Source organism: Streptomyces caeni (assembly GCF_042678285.1).
In the GTDB taxonomy this organism is placed as follows: domain Bacteria; phylum Actinomycetota; class Actinomycetes; order Streptomycetales; family Streptomycetaceae; genus Streptomyces; species Streptomyces caeni.
In genome coordinates this window covers 33,528-54,477 of the sequence record NZ_JBHUDX010000088.1, presented here as the reverse complement: position 1 = coordinate 54,477, position 20,950 = coordinate 33,528, and the positions used below count along the sequence as shown (strand labels likewise).

At 72.0% G+C, this 20,950-nt stretch carries 19 protein-coding genes; 12 read left to right on the top strand and 7 right to left on the bottom strand.

The window, feature by feature from the left end; all coding sequences use genetic code 11:
* Positions 1 to 37: 37 nt before the first annotated feature.
* The 5 genes from pheS to ACFSL4_RS29325 all read left to right on the top strand — a co-directional run bounded on the left by pheS (position 38) and on the right by ACFSL4_RS29325 (position 7,778).
* Positions 38 to 1,162: a phenylalanine--tRNA ligase subunit alpha gene (pheS, locus tag ACFSL4_RS29345; RefSeq protein WP_381089394.1), complete on the top strand. Its 1,125-nt coding sequence runs from the start codon at positions 38 to 40 to the stop codon at positions 1,160 to 1,162.
* The gene (pheT, locus tag ACFSL4_RS29340) at positions 1,162 to 3,672 is read left to right on the top strand and encodes a phenylalanine--tRNA ligase subunit beta (RefSeq protein WP_381089391.1); all 2,511 of its coding nucleotides are present in this window, start codon (positions 1,162 to 1,164) and stop codon (positions 3,670 to 3,672) included. Before pheS ends, pheT begins: the two co-directional genes overlap by 1 nt.
* Before the next feature lie 570 nt (positions 3,673 to 4,242).
* Positions 4,243 to 5,337, top strand: a complete 1,095-nt coding sequence (locus tag ACFSL4_RS29335; RefSeq protein WP_381089388.1) for a PP2C family protein-serine/threonine phosphatase — start codon at positions 4,243 to 4,245, stop codon at positions 5,335 to 5,337.
* A gap of 469 nt (positions 5,338 to 5,806) precedes the next feature.
* Positions 5,807 to 7,147: a transcriptional regulator gene (locus tag ACFSL4_RS29330; protein ID WP_381089385.1), complete on the top strand. Its 1,341-nt coding sequence runs from the start codon at positions 5,807 to 5,809 to the stop codon at positions 7,145 to 7,147.
* 85 nt (positions 7,148 to 7,232) lie between these two features.
* A complete protein-coding gene (locus ACFSL4_RS29325; protein ID WP_381089382.1) occupies positions 7,233 to 7,778 on the top strand; it encodes an NUDIX hydrolase in 546 nt (181 codons plus the stop codon).
* A 25-nt stretch (positions 7,779 to 7,803) separates the two neighbouring features.
* On the opposite strand, the gene ACFSL4_RS29320 is transcribed toward ACFSL4_RS29325, so the two are convergent.
* Positions 7,804 to 8,061, bottom strand: a complete 258-nt coding sequence (locus ACFSL4_RS29320; RefSeq protein WP_381089379.1) for a hypothetical protein — start codon at positions 8,059 to 8,061, stop codon at positions 7,804 to 7,806.
* Positions 8,062 to 8,250: 189 nt separating this feature from the next.
* A complete protein-coding gene (locus tag ACFSL4_RS29315; RefSeq protein ID WP_381089376.1) occupies positions 8,251 to 9,111 on the bottom strand; it encodes a 3-hydroxybutyryl-CoA dehydrogenase in 861 nt (286 codons plus the stop codon).
* Between the two features lie 221 nt (positions 9,112 to 9,332).
* On the opposite strand from ACFSL4_RS29315, the gene ACFSL4_RS29310 reads away from it, so the two are divergent.
* Positions 9,333 to 10,553: a glycoside hydrolase family 10-like protein gene (locus ACFSL4_RS29310; protein ID WP_381089373.1), complete on the top strand. Its 1,221-nt coding sequence runs from the start codon at positions 9,333 to 9,335 to the stop codon at positions 10,551 to 10,553.
* Between the two features lie 4 nt (positions 10,554 to 10,557).
* On the opposite strand, the gene ACFSL4_RS29305 is transcribed toward ACFSL4_RS29310, so the two are convergent.
* Positions 10,558 to 10,761 (bottom strand): DUF1918 domain-containing protein, encoded by a 204-nt coding sequence (locus ACFSL4_RS29305; RefSeq protein WP_381089370.1) that lies wholly within the window; start codon positions 10,759 to 10,761, stop codon positions 10,558 to 10,560.
* A 97-nt stretch (positions 10,762 to 10,858) separates the two neighbouring features.
* Positions 10,859 to 11,782, bottom strand: a complete 924-nt coding sequence (locus ACFSL4_RS29300) for a DMT family transporter (protein ID WP_381089366.1) — start codon at positions 11,780 to 11,782, stop codon at positions 10,859 to 10,861.
* On the opposite strand from ACFSL4_RS29300, the gene ACFSL4_RS29295 reads away from it, so the two are divergent.
* Positions 11,781 to 13,223: an aminotransferase-like domain-containing protein gene (locus ACFSL4_RS29295; RefSeq protein ID WP_381089363.1), complete on the top strand. Its 1,443-nt coding sequence runs from the start codon at positions 11,781 to 11,783 to the stop codon at positions 13,221 to 13,223. The genes ACFSL4_RS29300 and ACFSL4_RS29295 overlap by 2 nt on opposite strands.
* A 282-nt stretch (positions 13,224 to 13,505) precedes the next feature.
* A complete protein-coding gene (locus tag ACFSL4_RS29290) occupies positions 13,506 to 14,093 on the top strand; it encodes a histidine phosphatase family protein (RefSeq protein WP_381089360.1) in 588 nt (195 codons plus the stop codon).
* A 19-nt stretch (positions 14,094 to 14,112) separates the two neighbouring features.
* On the opposite strand, the gene ACFSL4_RS29285 is transcribed toward ACFSL4_RS29290, so the two are convergent.
* Positions 14,113 to 14,598, bottom strand: a complete 486-nt coding sequence (locus tag ACFSL4_RS29285; protein ID WP_381089357.1) for a DUF6314 family protein — start codon at positions 14,596 to 14,598, stop codon at positions 14,113 to 14,115.
* 41 nt (positions 14,599 to 14,639) lie between these two features.
* The gene (locus ACFSL4_RS29280) at positions 14,640 to 15,512 is read right to left on the bottom strand and encodes a universal stress protein (RefSeq protein WP_381089355.1); all 873 of its coding nucleotides are present in this window, start codon (positions 15,510 to 15,512) and stop codon (positions 14,640 to 14,642) included.
* Between the two features lie 135 nt (positions 15,513 to 15,647).
* Between ACFSL4_RS29280 and ACFSL4_RS29275 the strand changes: the two genes are divergently transcribed.
* The gene (locus tag ACFSL4_RS29275; protein WP_381089352.1) at positions 15,648 to 16,388 is read left to right on the top strand and encodes a VOC family protein; all 741 of its coding nucleotides are present in this window, start codon (positions 15,648 to 15,650) and stop codon (positions 16,386 to 16,388) included.
* Positions 16,389 to 16,785: 397 nt separating this feature from the next.
* Here the strand turns inward: ACFSL4_RS29275 and ACFSL4_RS29270 are convergent, their stop codons facing one another.
* Positions 16,786 to 17,676 carry a GNAT family N-acetyltransferase gene (locus ACFSL4_RS29270; RefSeq protein WP_381089349.1) on the bottom strand — a complete coding sequence of 297 codons (891 nt, stop codon included), beginning with the start codon at positions 17,674 to 17,676 and terminating at the stop codon, positions 16,786 to 16,788.
* Between the two features lie 236 nt (positions 17,677 to 17,912).
* On the opposite strand from ACFSL4_RS29270, the gene ACFSL4_RS29265 reads away from it, so the two are divergent.
* From ACFSL4_RS29265 to ACFSL4_RS29255, 3 genes are all read left to right on the top strand, one after another.
* Positions 17,913 to 18,047, top strand: a complete 135-nt coding sequence (locus ACFSL4_RS29265; protein WP_381089346.1) for a hypothetical protein — start codon at positions 17,913 to 17,915, stop codon at positions 18,045 to 18,047.
* A gap of 121 nt (positions 18,048 to 18,168) precedes the next feature.
* Entirely contained in the window at positions 18,169 to 19,314 is a 1,146-nt protein-coding gene (locus tag ACFSL4_RS29260) for an SMI1/KNR4 family protein (protein WP_381089344.1), read from the top strand.
* A 129-nt stretch (positions 19,315 to 19,443) separates the two neighbouring features.
* Entirely contained in the window at positions 19,444 to 20,286 is an 843-nt protein-coding gene (locus ACFSL4_RS29255; protein ID WP_381089341.1) for a hypothetical protein, read from the top strand.
* Positions 20,287 to 20,950: the final 664 nt, after the last annotated feature.

Sequence of the window (20,950 nt, the reverse complement as noted above, 5' to 3'; positions counted from 1 at the left end):
GGGACCTCCAGCCAGCCAATCGGAAGCACGGGAAGAGATGTCGGCACCCAATAAGTCGTACGACCCTGTCGAGGTCGAGGCCTTGAAACCGGAAGAGATCGAGCGCATGCGGGACGAGGCGCTCGCCGCCTTCGCCGCCGCGGACTCCCTCGACGCGCTCCACGAGGCCAAGGTCGCCCACACCGGCCCGGCCTCGCCGCTGGCCCTGGCCAACCGGGAGATCGGCGCCCTGCCCCCGCACGCCAAGGCCGACGCCGGCAAGCGCGTCGGCATGGCCCGCGGCGCGGTGAACAAGGGCCTCACCACCCGCCAGGCCGAGCTGGAGGCCGAGCGGGACGCCCGCGTGCTGGTCGAGGAGTCGGTGGACGTCACGCTGCCCTACGACCGCGTACCGGCCGGTGCCCGGCACCCGCTGACCACGATGATGGAGCGGGTCGCGGACGTCTTCGTGTCCATGGGCTACGAGGTCGCCGAGGGCCCCGAGGCCGAGGCGGAGTGGTTCAACTTCGACGCCCTGAACTTCACCCCCGACCACCCGGCCCGGCAGATGCAGGACACCTTTTTCGTCGAGGGCCCCAAGGGCGATCACGGTGAGTCCGGCGTCATCCTGCGCACCCACACCTCGCCCGTCCAGGCCCGCGCCCTGCTCGACCGCGAGCTGCCCGTCTACATCGTCTGCCCCGGCCGCGTGTACCGCACGGACGAGCTGGACGCCACGCACACCCCGGTCTTCCACCAGATCGAGCTGCTGGCCGTCGACGAGGGCCTGACCATGGCCGACCTCAAGGGCACCCTCGACCACATGGTCCAGTCGCTCTTCGGGCCGGAGATGAAGACCCGGCTGCGGCCGAACTACTTCCCCTTCACCGAGCCGTCCGCCGAGATGGACATGCTCTGCTACGTCTGCAGGGGCGAGTCCGTCGGCAACCCGGACCGGCCCTGCCGCACCTGCTCCAGCGAGGGCTGGATCGAGCTGGGCGGCTGCGGCATGGTCAACCCGCGGGTGCTGGTCGCCTGCGGCGTCGACCCGGAGAGGTACAGCGGATTCGCCTTCGGGTTCGGCATCGAGCGGATGCTGATGTTCCGCCACAACGTCGAAGACATGCGAGACATGGTCGAGGGTGACGTCCGGTTCACCCGGCCGTTCGGGATGGAGATCTGATGCGGGTCCCGCTTTCTTGGCTGCGGGAGTACGTCGACCTGCCGGCGACTGAGACCGGGCGCGACGTCCAGGCCAAGCTCATTTCGGTCGGCCTGGAGGTCGAGACCGTCGAGCAGCTCGGCGCCGACCTCAAGGGGCCGCTGGTCGTCGGCCAGGTGCTGTCCATCGAGGAGCTGGAGGGCTTCAAGAAGCCGATCCGGTTCTGCACGGTCGACGTCGGGCAGGCCAACGGCACGGGTCAGCCGCAGGAGATCGTCTGCGGTGCCCGCAACTTCTCCGTCGGCGACAAGGTCGTCGTGGTCCTGCCGGGCGCGGTGCTGCCCGGCGGCTTCGCGATCTCCGCGCGCAAGACGTACGGCAAGACCTCGCACGGCATGATCTGCTCCAGCGACGAGCTGGGCATGGGCGACGACGGCTCCAAGGGCATCATCGTCCTGCCGCCGGAGCACGAGGCCGGCACCGACGCGATCGAGCTGCTCGAACTGGTCGACGAGGTGCTCGACATCGCCGTCACCCCCGACCGCGGCTACTGCCTCTCGCTGCGCGGCATCGCCCGCGAGGCCGCCACGGCCTACGGCCTGCCGCTGCGCGACCCGGCGCTGCTCGACGTCCCGGCCCCGAACGCGTACGGCTACCCGGTCACGGTCTCCGAGCCGCTGGGCTGCGACCGCTTCACCGCCCGCACGGTCACCGGCCTCGACCCGGAGGCACGCTCCCCGATCTGGCTCCAGCGCCGGCTGCAGAAGGCGGGCATGCGCCCCATCTCGCTGGCCGTCGACATCACCAACTACGTGATGCTGGAGCTGGGTCAGCCCCTGCACGCCTACGACCGCTCCCGCCTCCAGGGCGCGATCGGTGTGCGCCGGGCCCGGCCGGGGGAGAAGCTCGACACCCTCGACGGCGTCACGCGCACCCTGGACACCGAGGACCTGGTGATCACCGACGACCGCGGCCCCATCGGCCTGGCGGGCGTCATGGGCGGTGCCGACACCGAGATCGCCGACACCGAGCACGAGGCCGGTGCCACCACCGACGTCGTGATCGAGGCGGCCCACTTCGACGCGATCTCGATCGCGCGCACGGCCCGCCGCCACAAGCTGTCCTCCGAGGCGTCCCGCCGCTTCGAGCGCGGCGTCGACCCGCTGGCCGCTGCCGCCGCGGCCCAGCGCACGGTCGATCTGCTGGTGCTCCTCGCGGGCGGCACCGCCGACGCCGGGGTCACCGAGGTGATCGCGCCGTCCGCGCCGTGCACCATCACCATCCCGGCCGACCACCCGGACCGGGTCGCGGGCGTCGCCTACGGCCGTGAGAGGGTCGTGCGCAGGCTCCAGGAGGTCGGCTGCGACGTCCATGGGCAGGACGAGCTGATCGTCACCGTCCCGTCCTGGCGGCCCGACCTGACCGACCCGAACGACCTGGCCGAGGAGGTCATCCGGCTGGAGGGGTACGAGAACCTGCCCTCCACGCTGCCCAGGCCCCCGGCCGGGCTCGGCCTGACCGACCGGCAGCGGGCGCACCGCCGTGTGGGCCGCGCGCTGGCCGGCGCCGGCTATGTCGAGGCGCTGAACTACCCGTTCCTCGGGGAGCACGTCTTCGACCAGTTCGGCCTGGCCGCCGACGACCCGAACCGCGCGGTCGTCAAGCTGGTCAACCCCCTCTCCGACGAGGAGCCCGCGCTCCGGACCACGCTGCTGCCGGGCCTGCTCGGTGCGCTGCGCCGCAACGCCGGCCGCGGCGCGCACGACCTGGCGCTGTTCGAGACCGGGCTGGTCTTCCACCCGCGCGAGGAGCGGCGCGTCGCCGAGCGCCTGACCGTTGACCGCCGCCCGGCCGACGAGGAGATCGCCTCGCTCACGGCCGCGCTCCCCGAGCAGCCGCGGCACGTGGCCGTCGTGCTGGCGGGCGCCCGGGAGCAGGCCGGCTGGTGGGGCAAGGGCCGCCCGGCCGACTGGGCGGACGCCGTCGAGGCCGCGCGCATCGTCGCCCGCGAGGCCGGTGCGGACCTGATCGTCCGCCAGGGCCGGTACGGACCGTGGCACCCCGGCCGCTGCGCCGAGCTGGCCGTGGTCGCCGACGGCGGCGAGCGGGTCATCGGGTACGCCGGCGAGCTGCACCCCGGCGTCCTGAAGGCCATGGGTCTGCCCGCCCGCACCTGCGCGATGGAGCTGAACCTGGACGTGCTGGAGGAGGCGAGCGCCGGCCTGGTCAAGAGCCCGCGGATCTCCACCTTCCCGGTCGCGACCCAGGACGTGGCGCTGGTCGTCGACAAGAGCGTGCCGCACAGGGACGTCGAGGCCGCGCTGCGTGAGGGCGCGGGCGACCTGCTGGAGTTCATCCGGCTGTTCGACGTCTACGAGGGCGAGCAACTGGGCGAGGGCAAGAAGTCGCTGGCCTACGCCCTGCGCTTCCGCGCTCCCGACCGGACCCTGACCGTGGACGAGGCGTCCTCGGCCCGCGACGCGGCCGTCGCGCTGGCGGGCGAGCGCACCGGGGCGGTGCTGCGGAGCTAGCGCCCCGGCAGGCGACGTTCGCCCCGTCGCGTCGCCCGGCACGTTCCCCCGGGCTCTTCGAGCGGGGGCACCCCCACTCGCCGCGCCGGCCGAGAGCCCGGATACGTCCGGTACGAGGGCTTCCGGCCGGCACGCCGGGAGCACGGTCCCCCGCTCTCGGCTCCGCTCGCGCGGGCGGTTCCGCCACGACGCCGCTCCTCGACGGGCAGACGTCGCCTGCCGGGGCACTGGCCCTCCCCAGGGCCCCAGGGCCGGGAGTGAACTGCCGGGCGTGGCGCCGGCCGCGGTTCGTCCGTGGCCGGCGCCACGCGGTTCTCCGCGCCCGGGTGGGGCATGCCCCCGGCCCCCCCCACCGGCGATCTCACTCATTCGGGTGGCAAGTCCGGCTGATCAAGGCCGACCGGGGCACGCGGTCGACAGAATCGGACCGGCCCGGGGGCGGGCACATGGCGCTCCACGGGTCGCTTCTGCGCAGTCAGGGCTCTCATGGGGGGGCCGATCGGCATGATCCGTACCAAGGCTGGGTCGCCCCGCAGGACACGGCCCCGAGCACATCCCCGCGGGCGGTTCATGCCCGCCGTCGCCCTCGGGATCGGGCGGCATCCCCGCACTGACCACCGGCGCCTGCGGCGCGCGCTGGCGATCGGGCTGCCCGCCGTGTGGGGGGCGACCGCGATCTCGTACAAGCTGGCCTGCCCGCTCGCCCAGCAGAACGGGCTGGGCGCGCGGATCGCCACCAGCGCCGTGTTCTTCGCGGTGGGCACCGGGCTGCTCCTCCACATCCGGCGGGTGTTCCTGGGAGAGCTCAGGCAGGCCCGCAGGGTCGCGGGCGCCGCCCAGAACGTGCTGCTGCGTCCGTTGCCGCCGCGGATCGACGGCCTGAACGTCGCCGCCGCCCGGCTCTCGGCGGGCCGCGGGGCGACGGTCGGCGGCGACTTGTACGAGGTCATCGCCACCGAGCACGGTGTCCGCGTCGTGATGGGCGACGTACGCGGTCACGGCCTGGGGGCGCTCGCCACCGTCGCGGCCGTCCTCGGCAGCTTCCGCGAGGCGGTGCACGACGAGCCCGAGCTCGACCGGGTGCTGCACAGGCTGGAGCGAGCGCTGGCCCGGCACCTGCGCGAGCGGGCCCGGGCAGAACACCCCTCCGCCGGCCGGGAGCCGGACAGCCCGGCCGCCGAGGACTTCGTGACCCTGCTGCTCCTGGAGATCGGCCGCGACGGGGAACTGCGCGCCCTGAACTGCGGTCATCCGTGGCCGTATCTGCTCGCACCGGGCCGTGTCGAGCCGCTGGCCCGTGCCGAACCGCTGCCTCCGCTGGGCCCCTTCCCGCTCCCCGAGGACCTGTGCACCGTGGACTGCGGACGGCTGCCGCCCGGGCGGGCGCTGTTCCTGCACACCGACGGGGCCGAGGACGCGCGCGACGTCCGCGGCCGGTTCTTCGCCCTGCCCGCGGCGCTCGCCGACGCCGTCCGCGATCGTCACGCCGTCGTACCCCAGACCGTGCTGCGGACCGTCTTCACCGGACTCCTGCGCCACACCGGCGGCCGTCCCACCGACGATGTGGCCCTCCTGGTCCTCCGCAACGACCGCCTGGCCCGGCGTGCCTCCCTGGGAGCCAGGGAAGCCCCCGGCGTCCCGGCGGACCGCGGTCCTGCCGCCTAGGGGGTGTTTCGAAGGTCCTGTGCGGTGCCCGCGGTGTCCGGTGCGTGCTCTCGGCGTGCCGGACGAAAGCCCTCGTACTGGACGTACTCGGGGTTCCGGCCGGTGCGGCGAGTGGGGGTGCCCCCTGCTCGAAGAGCTTGGGGGAGCGTGCCGGGCGCCGTGGGTGCTGTGCGGGACTTTCGAAACACCCCCCAGGTGCGGGGAACGCCCCCTCCCGGCGGAGCGCCACGCGTCGTCCGCCCCGCCACGGAGTGTCGGGCAGGCAGCGGGGCGGACGGCGCTGCAGCGGGCCGCCGCACTGTACGAGGGGGAGCCGGCGGCCCGGCCGGCCTCTTACGAGGTGTTTCAGTCAAGCGGCCGGAAACTCCGTGCAACAGTGCGCGTACAGGACGGATTCGGGCACTCCGTTCACACCCCGTGTGAACCCGCACGCACTACGCTGTCGGCACCGAGCCACCGGGGGGCACCCATGCAGCCCAACACACTGCTCGACGCGATCCTCGACGAGGCCGGGATCTCCCATGCGGGACTCGCGGCGCACGTCAACCAGGCGGGGCGGGCGCGCGGTCTCGCGCTCCGGTACGAACACACGGCCGTGGCACGGTGGTTGAAGGGCCAGCGTCCGCGCGGCCAGGTACCCGACCTGATCTGCGAGGTGCTCGCCGCCCGGCTGCACCGCCCGGTGACCCTCGACGACATCGGCCTCGGTGTGCCCGGCGAGCCCGCCACCCCGCACGGCTCGGCCCTGTCCGGCTTCGTCGAGCGGGCCACCGCCCTGTGGCGCTCCGACGAGCAGCAGCGCCCCCACATCCTGGGCGCCCCCGCGGTCACCGGCACGCCCGCCGTGATGCCCGTGTGGGAGTGGGAGAACCCGCCCGAGGACGTGGACGTCTCGCGCGGCGGCCGGCACCGGGTCACCTCGGCCGACATCGAGATGCTGCGCGCCGCCCGCGCCCACTACGAGCAGATGTACCGCAAGGCGGGCGGCATCGCGACCCGCAGCCGTGTCGTCGGCTTCCTCAACGCCGAGACGGCGCCGCTGCTGCGCGGCGGCTACACCGACGCGACGGGCCGTCAACTCCACCGCGCCACCGGCGGTCTGGTGGCGATCGCCGGCATCTGCGCGTACGACTCGGACGCCCACGGCCTGGCCCAGCGCTACTTCCACCAGGCCCTGCGCCTGGCGAAGGCGAGCGGGGACCGGGGACTGGGCGCGTATGTGATAGCCCTGCTGGTCAACCAGTCGCTGTTCATGAAGGAGTACCGGCAGGCCGTCGCCTTCGCCGAGGCCGCGCTGCGTGCCGCGGGCCGGGACATCACCCCGGCGCTCGCCTCCGACCTGTACGCGATGCAGGCGAAGGCGTACGCGCACCTGGGGGACTCCGCCGGCGCGCTGGCCTGCATCGGGCGGGCCGAGTCGGCCGCCGAACGCATCCGGCGCGGCTGTGAACCGGACGAGACCGGCTATGTCCAGCCCGGTCTCGTCAACGTCCAGGTCGCGGAGGCGCTGCTCAGCCTCGGCGACCTGGTGGCGGCGGGGGAGCACGCCGCGGCCGCCGTCGACACGCCGGCGCACGACCGCGGGCGGGTGCACCGGCTCGCCATCCTCAGCCAGATCGAGCTGCGTCAGGGCCATGCCGACAAGGCAGCGGCCACCGCGGTCGAGATGGCGGAGCGGGTGCGGGGAATGGAGTCCAGGCGTCTGCGCGACAGACTTCGGGCGGTACGCGAGCACCTCGCACGCAGTGGCTGCGCGGGAACGGCCGAGGCGGCCGAACTCATCGACGGGGCGCTGCGCGTGCCGCTGTAGCCGCAGCCCCGCCCACTGCCGGAGCCTGCTGAGTGAACGCTCCTGCTGCGATATTGCCACTTACTCAGCGGAAGGTGGCAGAACCGTGCAGTGGACGAAACTGAACGAACAAACTGTGTATGCAAACCGCTGGTTCAGCGTCAATCTCGCCGATGTCGAGCTGCCGGACGGCCGGCACCTCGACCACTTCCTGATACGGCTGCGGCCCGTTGCCGTGGCCACCGTCGTCAACGAGGCCAACGAGGTGCTGCTGCTGTGGCGGCACCGCTTCATCACCGACAGCTGGGGGTGGGAACTCGCGGCGGGCGTCGTCGAGGACGGCGAGGACATCGCCGTGGCGGCGGCCCGGGAACTCGAGGAGGAGACAGGCTGGCGGCCGGGACCCCTGCGCCATCTCATGAGCGTCGAGCCCTCCAACGGGCTCACCGACGCCAGGCACCACGTCTACTGGACCGACGAGGCCGAGTATGTCGGACACCCCGTGGACGACTTCGAGTCGGACCGCCGGGAATGGGTTCCCCTCAAGCTCGTCCCCGACATGGTCGCCCGCGGAGAGGTCCCGGCCGCCAACATGGCGGCGGCGCTGCTCCTCCTGCATCATCTCAGGCTCGGTCAGGACGCCTTGTCCTGATCCCCCGTCCGCGGCCTGCGGGCCCCTAACGGCCGAGAGCCTGCCAGATCGCCACGACGAGCGCGCCCACGGCCGTGAGGGCGGCGACCGCGGGCAGCGGCCAGCGCGTGTGTTCCAGCGCGACGACCCGCAGGCTCAGATCGTCGAGATCCTTGGCGGTCCGCTCGGCGCGGTGACTGAGCAGGGCCAGCCCTCCCTCGACGCGGGCGTGTGCCACATCGAGGCGGCGGCGTAACTCTGCGACTTCTCCATGGACCACGGGATGCTCGGGGTCGGCGGTCACAAGTCCGCTCCTTTCCGTAGTCGTCACATCCCTTGCATGCGCATGGTGAGTCAACTCCCCTGGTCGGCGCGTGGGGAGAGTGTGCGGCAGGCATATGCGGGTCCGTCCCGCACACGCCGTGTGAATGGCGCGGGCCCGGCACCGCAGGCGGTGCCGGGCCCGTCCCTCACAGGGACCGACGCTCCGTCATCAGGCGTAGGTGTAGAAGCCGGAGCCCGTCTTCCGGCCGAGACGGCCCGCCTCCACCATGCGCTGCAGCAGCGGGGGAGCGGCGTACAGGGGCTCCTTGTACTCCTCGTACATCGAGTCGGCGATCGAGACGATGGTGTCCAGGCCGATCAGGTCGGAGAGCCTCAGCGGGCCCATCGGGTGGGCGCAGCCCATCTCCATGCCGTTGTCGATGTCCTCGCGGCCGGCGATGCCCGACTCGAACATCCGGATGGCGGACAGCAGATAGGGCACGAGCAGCGCGTTGACGACGAACCCCGAGCGGTCCTGGGCGCGGATGGCGTGCTTGCCGAGGACCTTCTCGGCGAACAGATGGGCCCGGCCGATGGTGCCCTCGGAGGTGGTGAGCGCGGGGATCAGCTCGACGAGCTTCTGCACCGGGGCCGGGTTGAAGAAATGGATGCCGATCACGTGGTCCGGCCGCGAGGTGGCGACCGCGAGCTTCACCAGCGGGATCGAGGAGGTGTTGGAGGCGAGAAGGGCGTCCGGGCGGGTCACCACCTGGTCGAGCACCTGGAAGATCTCCGTCTTCACCTGCTCGTTCTCGACGACCGCCTCGATCACCAGATCGCGGTCCGCGAACTCGCCGAGGTCGGTGGTGAAGGTGAGGCGCGCCTGCGTCGCCTCCCGCTCCTCCTCGGATATCTTCCCCCGCTCGGCCGCCTTGGACAGGGAACCGAACAGACGGGTCCGGCCGATCTCCAGGGCCTCGCCGGTGGTCTCGGCGACCTTCACGTCCAGTCCGGCGCGGGCGCACACCTCGGCGATGCCCGCTCCCATCTGGCCGCAGCCGACCACTCCGACGCGTTCGATGTCTGTCACATCGTGCCTTTCGCTGATCTCGGGCCTGGTGAGGCGCCCCGCGGATCATGCCGGGCTCCCCGGATCACAGGACGTCCTCCGGCAGGCCCTCCGTGGTTCGGTGCCTGCTCCGATCGTGCACGTTACTCCGAAAGGAGCGATGATCGATCGTCCGGGTCGGGCATGCTCTGCCGGGAGACGATCCGTGACCACACGGATCCGCTGCGTATGGGGATGAGGGCATGGGACGGATGTCACGCCGGGCGTTCGCGGTGGCCGCGCTGTCGGGCCTGGCGGCGGCGGGCGACGCCGCCGCCGTGCCGCGGGGCGCCCCGGCAGGCGAGATGCGGGGGATGTGGCTGGCGACGGTGCTCCACCGCGACTGGCCCTCCCACCCCGGCGCGGCGGCCTCCGCGCAGCGCGCCGAGCTGTGCGCCCACCTCGACACGGCGGTGCGGCGCCGGCTGAACACCGTGTTCTTCCAGGTGCGCCCCTCCGCGGACGCGCTGTGGCCCTCGCCGTACGAGCCCTGGTCCCAGTACCTCACCGGCACCCAGGGAGCGGACCCCGGCTGGGACCCGCTGGGCACGGCCGTCGAGGAGGCGCATGGGCGGGGTCTGGAGCTGCACGCATGGTTCAACCCCTACCGGATCGCCCTGCACGCCGATCCGGCGCGGCTGGTCGCCTCGCACCCCGCCCGCACGCACCCGGACTGGGCAGTGGCCCACGGCGGCAAGCTCTACTACAACCCCGGAGTGCCGCAGGTCCGCGCCTTTGTGCAGGAAGCGGTCCTCGACGCCGTGCGCCGCTACCCGGTCGACGGCGTCCACTTCGACGACTACTTCTACCCGTACCCGGTCGCCGGCCAGTCCTTCGACGACGACGCGGCCTACGCGGCCCACGGAGGCGGCTTTTCCAGCCGCGCCGCCTGGCGCAGGAACAACATCGATCTCCTGGTGCGGGAGACCGCCGCCCGCATCCGGCAGGTGCGGCCCACCGCACGCTTCGGGATCAGCCCGTTCGGGGTGTGGCGCAACGCCACGACCGACCCCCGCGGCTCGGACACCCGGGCCGGGGTGCAGACCTACGACGACCTGTACGCGGACACCAGGGCATGGGTGAGGTCCGGGTGGCTGGACTACATCTGCCCGCAGCTCTACTGGAACATCGGCTTCGCCGCGGCCGACTACGCGAAGCTCGTCTCCTGGTGGGCCGGGGTCACCCGGGGCACGGCCGTGCAGCTGTACGTGGGCGAGGCGCTGTACAAGGCCGGTGACCCGCAGCAGCCGGCCGCCTGGCAGGATCCGGCGGAACTGTCCCGGCACCTCACCCTCGCCCAGCGGTACCCGCAGGTGCGCGGGCATGTCTTCTTCGCCGCCAGGGAGGTCGGCGCGGACCCCGTCGGCGCGATGGCGCGGGTGGTCGCCGACCACTACCGGCAGCCGGCCGCGCCCCCGCGCTGAGGGGTCACCGCACCCTTCGGCCAGCCTCCTTGTGGCGGATCTCGGCGTCGGGGCCCGGGGAGCACACGCCCTCGTGCCCGTCCTCGAAGCGGACGCGGTACGGAGGGTTTCCCTCCTTGCCCATCACTTCGACGATCTCGCCGACCTTGTCGTGCTGCCCGACGATCCTGCCGTGCTGCACCAGCTTGTCGCCCACAGTTGCGTGCATCCGACGGGCCTCCTCGTCGCGTGCGGAAGTATCGGTACGGGGCCGCGGGACCGCGGCCGAGGGTGCCGGTGACCCGCTCCGCGCGACCCCGCCCGGGTCAGCCCCGCGCCCGCTGCGTGACCGCGATGCAGACCACGACCGCCACCGCCGTCAGGGGCGCGGCCGGGGTGAGGTGCTCGCCGAGGAGCAGCACCGACCACACCAGTGTGAGCAGCGGCTGAGCCAGCTGCAACTGGCTGGCCTTCGGGATTCCGATCGCCGCCATGCCCCGGTACCAGACGAGGAGCCCGAAGAACTGCGACCCGGCCGCCACCCACAGCAGCCCCGCCACGCCGTGCGTCGTGAGGTGGACCGGCTCGCGGGACAGGGCCAGCAGCGCACCGGGCACCGTGAGCGGCAGGCACAGCAGCAGCGACCACCCCACGACCTGCCAGCCGGGCATGGCCCGGGCCAGCCGGCCGCCCTCGGTGTAGCCCGCGGCGCACACCAGCAGCGCGCCGAAGAGGTAGGCGTCCGCCCCGGTCAGTCTTCCGCCGCTCTGCCGCACGGTGAACGCGACGACGGCGGCGGCGCCCGCGAGCGCGGCGAACCAGAACGTGCGGGAGGGGCGTGCGCCGGTGCGCAGGGCCGAGAGGACGGCCGTGGTGAGCGGCAGCAGACCGACGACCACGGCGGCGTGCGCCGTGGTCGAGGTCCGCAGGGCGAGGGTGGTCAGCAGCGGAAACCCCAGCACGACACCGGCCGCGACGACGGCGAGGCCCGCCCGGTGCTGCCGCGCCGGCACGGGCACCCTGAGTGCCAGCAGCCACGCGGCGGCGATGACGGCGGCCAGCACGCTGCGCAGCCCCACGAGCGACCAGGGGCCGAAGCCCTCCAGGCCCCAGGCGGTGGCGGGAAACGTGAGGGAGAAGGCGACGACTCCCAGGGCGGCCTGGACGATGCCGTACTCGCGTCCCCGAGGGTCCCCGCTCGCGGTGACCGCTATCGACATCGGTGTAGTAGCGCTATTCTCTGCTCTCATGAATGAGCGTAGCAGTGTCGGCGAGTTGGCGAACCGCCTGCGACCGGAGCTCGACCGCTACTCTCCTGGTGAGAAGCTTCCGTCCAGCCGTGCACTTGTCGAGCGGTTCCGGGTGAGCCCGGTGACGGTGTCGCGGGCGCTGGCGCGGTTGGCCGCCGAGGGACTGGTGGTCACGCGGCCCGGGGCGGGGGCGTTCCGTGCCGAGCCGCGCGCGATGGCACCCGCGGTGGGGGACACCGCCTGGCAGGAGGTCGCACTGAGCGCGGACGCCGTGGCCGAAGCCGTGCCGCGGAGCGTCGACGCCTCGGGTGTGCTGGTCTCCCTGGCCGCCCCGCCGGCCGGCGTCGTCGAGTTCAACGGCGGTTATCTCCACCCGTCGCTCCAGCCCGAGCGCGCGATGGGCGAGGCACTGTCCCGCGCCGGACGGCGGCCCGGGGTCTGGGCGAGGCCGCCCGTCGACGGGGTCCCCGAACTGCGCGAGTGGTTCGCGCGCGGCATCGGCGGCGCGACCACCGCCGCGGAGGTGCTGATCGCGGCCGGTGGCCAGTCCGCGCTGACCACCGCGCTCAGGGCGCTGGCACCGCCGGGCGCCCCGGTCCTGGTCGAGTCCCCCACGTATCCGGGCATGCTGGCGATCGCCCGCGCGGCCGGGCTGCGGCCCGTACCGGTGCCGGTCGACGCGGACGGCGTGAAACCGGGCCTGCTCGCCGACGCGTTCCGGGCGAGCGGTGCCCGTGTCGTCGTGTGCCAGCCGCTGTTCCAGAACCCCACCGGCGCCGTCCTCGCCGCCGGGCGGCGGCGTGAGGTGCTGCGCATCGCGCGCGACGCCGGAGCGTTCGTGATCGAGGACGACTTCGTACGACGGCTGGCGCACGCGGACGCCGGACCGCTCCCGCCTCCGCTCGCCGCCGAGGATCCCGACGGCGTCGTTGTGCACGTCTGCTCGCTCACCAAGGCGACCTCGCCCAGTCTCCGGGTCGGCGCCCTGGCCGCGCGGGGCCCGGTCCTGGAGCGGCTGCGCGCCATCCAGATCGTCGACACCTTCTTCGTGGCGCGGCCCCTGCAGGAGGCCGCGCTCGAACTGGTCGGCTCGCCGGCCTGGCCCCGCCATCTGCGGGCCCTGTCCATGGAGCTCAAGAACCGCCGCGAGATCATGACCGCCGCCCTCCGGCTGCGCCTGCCCGAACTCGCCCTCCCGCACGTCCCGTCCGGCGGCTATCACCTCTGGCTGCGCCTGCCCGACGGCACGGATGAGTCCGCCCTCGTGTCCGGCGCGTTGCGGGCGGGTGTGGCGGTCACCCCCGGCCGGCCCTATTTCAGCGCCGAACCTCCCGCCGCGCACCTGCGGCTGAGCTTCGCGGCCGTCGCCGGGGAGGGCGAGATCGCGGAGGGCGTACGCCGTCTGCGGGCCGCCTGCGACGAGGTGCTCCGGCCCCGCTAGGCCCTGTCGTCACATTCCGGTCGTCCGCCCGAGGGGCGGGCCGCGCGGCGTCGTAGGGGCCACCGCCCGCGCGAGCGCAGCCGAGCATGGGGAAGCGTGCATGGCGTCGCACGGCAGACGGGAATGTGACGACAGGGCCTGGAGCGCCGGCGGTCCCACGCCGTACGAGGGTGCTGTGGTACGACCAGGCGGGCCGGGGCGCTGGGTGAGTCCTTGACCACCCTTGGTAACTCCTGAGTAACGCCTCTTGACCAGCACACTTGTCCGGCTCACGATCGCGGCATGCATTTTCGGGTCACGTTCGTCGCCGCCGCGCGCAGCTCCTCGCTGCTCGCGGAGCGCTTCGAGGACGACCGGCCGCTGGACCAGGCGGGCTGGGACGAGGTGCAACGTGCCGCCTGGGAACTGGTGCCGCTGGCGGCGGCCGAACTGCGCTACTGCTCCCCGACGCCACGGAGCCGCGCGACCGGTGACGCGCTCGGGTACGCGCCGCTGGTGCAGCCGGCGCTGCGGGACTGCGACATGGGCCGCTGGCGCGGTTTCACGCTGGGCGAGGCGATGGCCCGGGAGCCCTCGGCGGTGGACGCCTGGCTCGCGGATCCCCGCTCCGCGCCGCACGGCGGCGAGTCGCTCGTGTCGTTCATCTCGCGGGTGGGCGGCTGGCTGGACACGCGTCCCGTCGACGACGGCAGCCGCATCGTCGCCGTGGCGGAACCGTCGGTGGTGCGGGCCGCCCTGGTGTACGCGCTGAAGGCGCAGCCCTCGTCGTACTGGAACATCGACGTCCGCCCCCTGTCGACGATCTCGCTGGCCGGGCGGGGCGGGCGCTGGCACCTGCGTCTGGAGCCCGTCTCCCAGCAGTTGGTCTGACGGGCGGCCGGCGCGGGCATCAGGGCTCGCGCGTGTAGCCGGTGGTCAGAACCAGATCCTTCGCGGGCCCGCCCACCCGCCACACCGTGCGCCGGCGGTCCGCGTCGTACACGGTGAACCCGCCCCGGTACAGGTCCGCGGCGCACGGATGCTCGGCGACCTGGTGCCCGGTGGTGAGGTCGAGGTCGTGAAACGGACGGCCGTCGGCGAACCGCACCCGGGCGGTGCCTGGGGAGTCCCCGGGCAAGAACCACAGGGTCCTTGGTTTCCGCAGGACGGCAGCGGGGTGACCGCGTCCCGGCAGGACGTCCCGCCCCTGGTCACGGTGCGGCCGTCCGCAGCCCCCGCCCGCACGGGTGCCCTCGGCTCCGGGCCGTCGCCAGACAGTGCCGACCGCGGGTGTGTACGTGGTCGTGGGCGTGCTGCACGCCGGGAGCCGGCTCGCCCCTCTGCTCGCCTCCGCCGCGGCGGTTCCGGTGACCTTCGTCGTCTCCCGCGCGATCATGCTCGCGCCGGCCCGCCGCGGCGGCCCCGGCGGCGTGCCGTCTACCGCGCGTGAGCGTGTGGGACGGCGATGACCGGGCAGCGTGCGTGGTGCAGCAGGCCCTGGCCGACCGAGCCCAGCAGCATGCCGGTGAAGCCCCCGTGCCCGCGGGTGCCCACGACCACTGCCAGGGCGTCCTCGGACGCCTTGGCGAGGACCTCCACGGGGTGGCCCGACAGGACCTCGTGCCGCAGGTCGACCCCGGGATGGCCGGCGGCGCGCCCGGAAACCGTCTCCGACAGCAGTCGGCGGCACTCCTGGAGGGCCCCGTCGTCCGGGGTCCCGAGCCGTGGAGCGTGCCACACCCACAGGGCTCGCAGGGACGCGCCCCGCAGGGCGGCCTCCTCGATCGCGACGTCGACGGCGGCGGCGGACTGGGGGCTGCCGTCGACCCCGACCACGACGTACGGCGGCTGCCGGACGATGTGCCCGGACTCCGGTACGACCACGACGGGGCAGGGCGAGTGGGCGATGACCGGCAGGGCCACGGCGGCGGAGGTGAAGAGCTCCCGGCGGGCACTGAGGTGCCAGGAACCGAGCACGACCTGAGCGGCGTGCCGCGACTGTTCCCGCAGGACCCACGCCGGATGGCCCTCGGCCAGCAGCCCGGACACCCGCACCCGCGGATACCGCGACTCGACGAAGGCCACCGCGTCCCTCAGCGCCTGATCCCCCGTGGCGTGCAGCGCCTCGTTCCACTCCTCCCAGGACGGCCGTCCGCCCGAGGGCCGGTCGCCGGGGGTCGGCAGGTTCTGCGCGAGGACCAGCAGCAGCGGCAGGCGCCGCAGGTCCGCCGCGTCGGCGGCCCAGGCGAGAGCCCCGCGCTGGGCGGGGTCGGGGTCGACGCCGACCACGATCGGTGTACGTCCTGGCACACGACCATGCTCGGGCTGTTCCCCCGGCGGCGCACCCGCACGTCCTCCGCGCCGGGGAAGCGCCGGCTGTGACGGTGCGTGAGTGCCGTGGTGAGGCGGTCCGGTGCCGACGCGGGTACACATAGGATCGCCGACATGGCACTGCGACCCGTTCAGGTGAACATCAAGGCTCTTGACGCCGCGGCGGTCGGCCGGTTCTGGGCGGAGGCGCTCGGCTGGAGCGCTCACAGCCCGGGCGTGACCACCTACGTCGGACCCGTCGGCGGCCTCGTCTGGCCGGACCCGGTCGCCGTCGGCGTCGACGTCGTTCCCGTCCCGGAACCCGGGACGACGACAAAGAACCGTGTGCACCTCGATCTCGCCACCACCTCCGCGGCCCATCAGAGGGAGTTGGTCGCGCGGCTGAAGGCTCTCGGTGCGACGCCCGCCCACGTGGGCCAGGGCGAAGTGCCGTGGACGGTCCTCGCCGACCCCGAGGGCAACGAGTTCTGCGTGCTGGAGCCTCGGGAGATCTACCGGGACACCGGGCCGATCGCCGCGGTGGTGGTCGACTGCGCGGATCCGCGGGCCATGGCCCGGTTCTGGGGCGAGGCGGTGGACTGGCCCCTGCGCGAGGTGACCGACGATCATGCGGCGTTGCGCTCCGCCAAGGGTGTCGGCCCGTATCTCGAGTTCCTGCGCACGCCCGGCGTGAAGACCGTGCCGGACCGAGTCCATCTCGACCTGCTGCCGTACCCCGGTGACGACAAGGCGGCTGAGGTGGCCCGGCTGCGGTCTCTCGGCGCCACCGACCTCGACCTCGGCCAGGGCGACGTCCCGTGGACGTGCCTGGCCGACCCGGAGGGCCACGAGTTCTGCGTCCTCGCCCCGTCCTGACGCGGAGCCTCGATCGGGCGAGCCTTGGGAGCAAGGGCATCGCTCACTCTGGTTCCACCTGGCGTGTCTCGGCTCACTCGGTAACACGGCGTCACCGGAGCGGGATTCGCCGACCGGTGCGCTCATTCGCCGACTAGGAATCTCGGTCGCAGCGGATGAGACTGAGTTCTTGAGCTGGCCCGTGAGCGGTTGAGTTGGCCTGTGTGAGCGTCGGGTGGCCCGCGGCTCAGCGCACGGGGTCTTGGACGTCCTCCGCTGAGACGTTGCGCTTCAGGCACAGACGCCCGGAGGGCATTACGGCATCGCCCTGATGGAGGCCCCGGCGGCAGCCAGGGCGTCACGGACAGCCGGTCCAGCAGACGTGCGGACAGAACTGCCGCTAACGGCCTCTACCAGGTCAGAGGAAATACCCACTGGCGAGGTAGGGCGCCGGAACTGGCATGCCGCGGACGGCGATGTAGCCCTCCTGGCCGATGTCGAGACGGGCGGCCAGACCCACATCGACCGCCCACTCATTGGGGGTGGTGATGCAGTTGACCAGGGTCCTTCCCTGTGACGAGGCCAGGGCCTCCCACAACAGTCTCTGCGCGGTTTCCGGGTGCGCGGCAGCCAGCAGCGACGCCTGTCCTCGGTCATCGATGTAGACGTATCCCGGCCTGGCCCGGTCTGCGGACACGACCAGCCGGAGGGTGTTGAGCATGTAACCGTGGTCGGGGCCGTGGCCCGCGACACGCAGATCCCGGTCCAGCCGGTCCATCCACTCGAAGTCGTCGGACCGGCCCTCCCGCAAGCCGTCGACTGCGGGAAGGGTGGACCGGTCGACGGTACCGACCATCCTCATCTGCGGGTGGAGCGAGAATCCCGCCAGCCGGTATCGGCGGGTCGCCCCGGGGTGGACGCTGGAGGAGAAGATGCCGGGGCGCCCGTCGGCGTGGGCGAGCGCGGCGTCCATCAGGCGCTTTCCGATGCCCCGACCCTGATGGCCAGGCAGCACGCCGTAGGTAGCAAGAAACCAAAGACGGCCGCGGTTCTGCGAGATGGCGAACCCGACTGCACTTTCGGTACCTGCATCCGCCTCCATCGCGACCCAGCATCCTCCTGGGTCGGCGTTCAGGAAGAAGCGCATCCGGTCGATCCACTGTTTCGAGGTGACCGCCGGACGTGGCTCGACTTCCGGGTCGCTGACCCGCCTGGTGGCCCGCTCCGCCTCGAAGAACGTCACCGCCGAAGCCCGTTCGGCCGACGGGAGATCGTTCTCTTGCATCGGCCTGACCTGCACAGAGTCCATCACTTCAGCGTAAGGAAGAGTCAGACCATGCCGCACCCGGTTTTCCGGCTGCCCGCCAGTCATCACGCACAACCCACCAACTCAAGCGCAACGTCTCATCCGCTGTGCGCTCGAAGCCACTGGTGAAGAGGTAGTGGCGGAAGGCGCCCCCTGCCTGTCAGACTCCGGTGAGACGTAGAAGGTGCACGCCTCTTTGATCTGATGCAGGGCGAGACAGGACCAGGACCACCGCGACGATGACCTTTGCCGACCAGGCCGTGATGGCACGGCAGGATGGTCGGGTGACCGACGAACCCGCCGAGAAGCCGGCCCGTCCCAAGCGCAGCATCATCACAGGCCGCACAAGCAGCCTGACGTCTCATCCGGATTGACAGTTACCGTGGTGAGCCGGGGCAAGGGGCCACTCGAATCTGCTGGCCTGAACGCCACCACGGCGGACAAGACCGATGAGCGACGATCAAACTGTCAGTGGCGGACTTTAGGGTCAGCCTTATGACAGCAGACCTGGTCCAGGCCTCATGGACTCGCATCGACGCGTGGCTGCGCGAGCACGCACCCCGCACTTTCGCCACGCTACGGCCGCCCGCAGGGGACGACGAGATCGCGGCAGCGCAAGAGGAACTCGGTGTCACCTTTCCTCCAGACCTGGTCGCTTCACTCCTCCGGCACAACGGGGCGCTGGAGGGACCTGAGGCTTTCCGGTTCAGCACGGGCGACCGGCTGCTCGGAGTGAGCGGAATCCTCGGGGACACTGGGTTCATGCGCGGCATCGACCAAGGCCTCGACGGGGAGACCGAGGGCTACTGGCTTCACGACTACGTGAAGTTCGGTTCATACGACGTGACGTCGGACGGTCTTCTGACGGATTGCCGTACCGGGCGGGACTCCTTCGGTGCGATCGGGCGGTTCTTCGACGAGACCGGCACCAGTTTCGGGGAGGCCGACTCGCTGGGTGAGTATCTGGCCGAATTGGCCGGCAAGCTTGAGCGCGGCCACGACGCTGGTGTCGTGACGTTCAACGGCCGGCTGTTCTGGGAGGGGCCTCTGCCTGCCAGGCCGCAGTGCAGTGCCGACGAGCCCCTTCCCGGACCGGATGAGCAGCTGCCAGAGCTGGACCTGTCCTACAGTCCCACCGACCTGCTCCACGTGAGCCACCTGGACGGGCATGAGGAACTCGGTGCGCTGATCGCGATCCTGCCGCATGAGCGGGTGGTCGACGCCGCGCGGAAGCAGCTGCGCAGACTGGCGGTCGAAACGGGCCTGAACAACTACCCGGAGGTCAAGGCAGCCCTGGACGCTTGGGAGCGCGGTGTGGCCCCGCCACAGCCGGACCAGACCGGCCCGCTCGCCTTGCGACTCCGCGCGGTGCTCGCGCAGGCCGACACCGACCGAGACAGCATTCGTAGGTGGGTCGCAGAGAAGATAGCCCTCGGGATCTGGGGGTCCCCCTACAGGTCCGTGTGCGAGAGCGCGGAGATCCGGAGTCACTTCACTGTCGACTGGCGTGCAGATCTGCATGCGGACCTAGGTAATCCGCCACTGCCACCGATACCTGACGACCGATTCTGGGGGGCGCTGCGCAACCCCGCCATCGACTCCAGTTGGTACGCGGCTCAGTACGCGCAAGACCGGAGCTGACCCTAGGGGTTTCCCTTCCGCGTGAGTGCTTCGTCTGGCGAGTTGAGCAGGGTACTGGTACGGCCCAGTTGTTGATGTTGTTTTGGGCCTTTCCCGCGTACGGCGCGTGCCCTGCGGTGTGCTCTCGTCATGGGTGACGTACAGGTCGTCGAGATTCCGGTGCCGGTGTGGTCCCATGCCTGCCAGCTGGACGACCTTGCGCTGCCGTACGCACTGCCCGAGCGGGCCACCGAGTGCCTGGATCTGGGGCCGGGATGGACGCGTACGTGGACGGTGACGTGGAAGACCGGGAAGTCCGAGGTCATCGTCCCGGTGAAGGACCTGTCGGCGGGGCCAGCGATGGCGTCGGTGCCGGTTCGGCGGTTCTCTTGGCGGACCGGTCAGCGTCACCGGCCCGGGCTGGAGTGCCTGGTGACGACCGGTCGGCAGCACGGCTTCGAGAGTCTGGCCGAACGCTGGCTGCTGCTGGTCCTGGACTTCGTCGGCGGGTTCGACGAGGTGCTGTCCCAGCCGTTCCGTCCGCGGTTTTCCTCCTCGGAGGGCAAGGGCTCGCACATTCCGGACTTCCTCGTGCTCGCGGCGGGAGCCTCGTGGCTGGTGGACGTGCGTCCTGGGGGCCTGATCGGCGAGGAGGACGAGGTGCGGTTCGCGGCGGCAGCGCAGGTGGCGGCCGCCGCGGGCTGGCGCTACATGGTGGTGACCGGCTGGCGCCGGCAGGTGCTGGCGGGGATCGACGCGTTGTCGGTGCGGCGCCGTCCGATGGCCGATCCGCTCGGGCTTGAGCGGCAACTGCTGGCTGCGGTTGGCCGGCGTCCGTGGCGGTTCGCGGAGCTGGTGGATCAGACGCACGTTCCGGCGGTGGCCCGCACGCACGCGGTCCGTCTCCACTGGCGCCGGCGGATGGCCGTCGACCTGACTCTGCCGTTCGGGGATGCGGCCTGGGTCTATCCGGCGGGAGGCCGTGATGGATGACAAGCAGCAGCCTGCCCGGTTCGAGGACCTGAAGGACGATGACCAGAAGCGGCTCCGGCTGAGGGTGGCCCACTTCCTGGAGGCCGAGAGCGGCTTCCGCAGCGGCAGCCGACACTGGCCCCAGGAGGGTGAGCCCCGGCCCGAGTACGACCCGGAGCGGACCACGCTGACCGAGCGGCGGCTCGCCAAAGTGGCCGAGCTGAAGGCTCTGCACCCGGACGATGCCCGTCAGCCGGGTCTGGGGCAGGTCAGCGAGCGCACGCTGCAACGGTGGTCTGCAGCCTGGCCTGAGCAGGGAATCATGGGGCTGGCGGACGGCCGTCTCACCCCCGTGCTGCGGGGGCACCGCAAGATCACGTTGCAGGTGGCGGAGGCGATTCACGCGGTCCACGCGGAGTGTCTGCACCGTTCCCGGGTCGGCCTGCACGCTGGGGACGGTGGTGCTGCCGGCGAGGGCGATGCGAGCTCAGGACAAGGCGGCCTGCGAACGCGCGTTCTTGGGAATCCAGTCACTGCTGCTGGAACTGCTTCTCGGCTACCGCGGGCGGGATGTCGCCGACCGGGGTGCCGACCCGGAGGGCGACGCGGTCTGGACCCTGGACGAGATGGAGCATCTGCTGGCTACCTGGATCGTGAGGATCTGGCAAAACCGCAGGCTGGACCA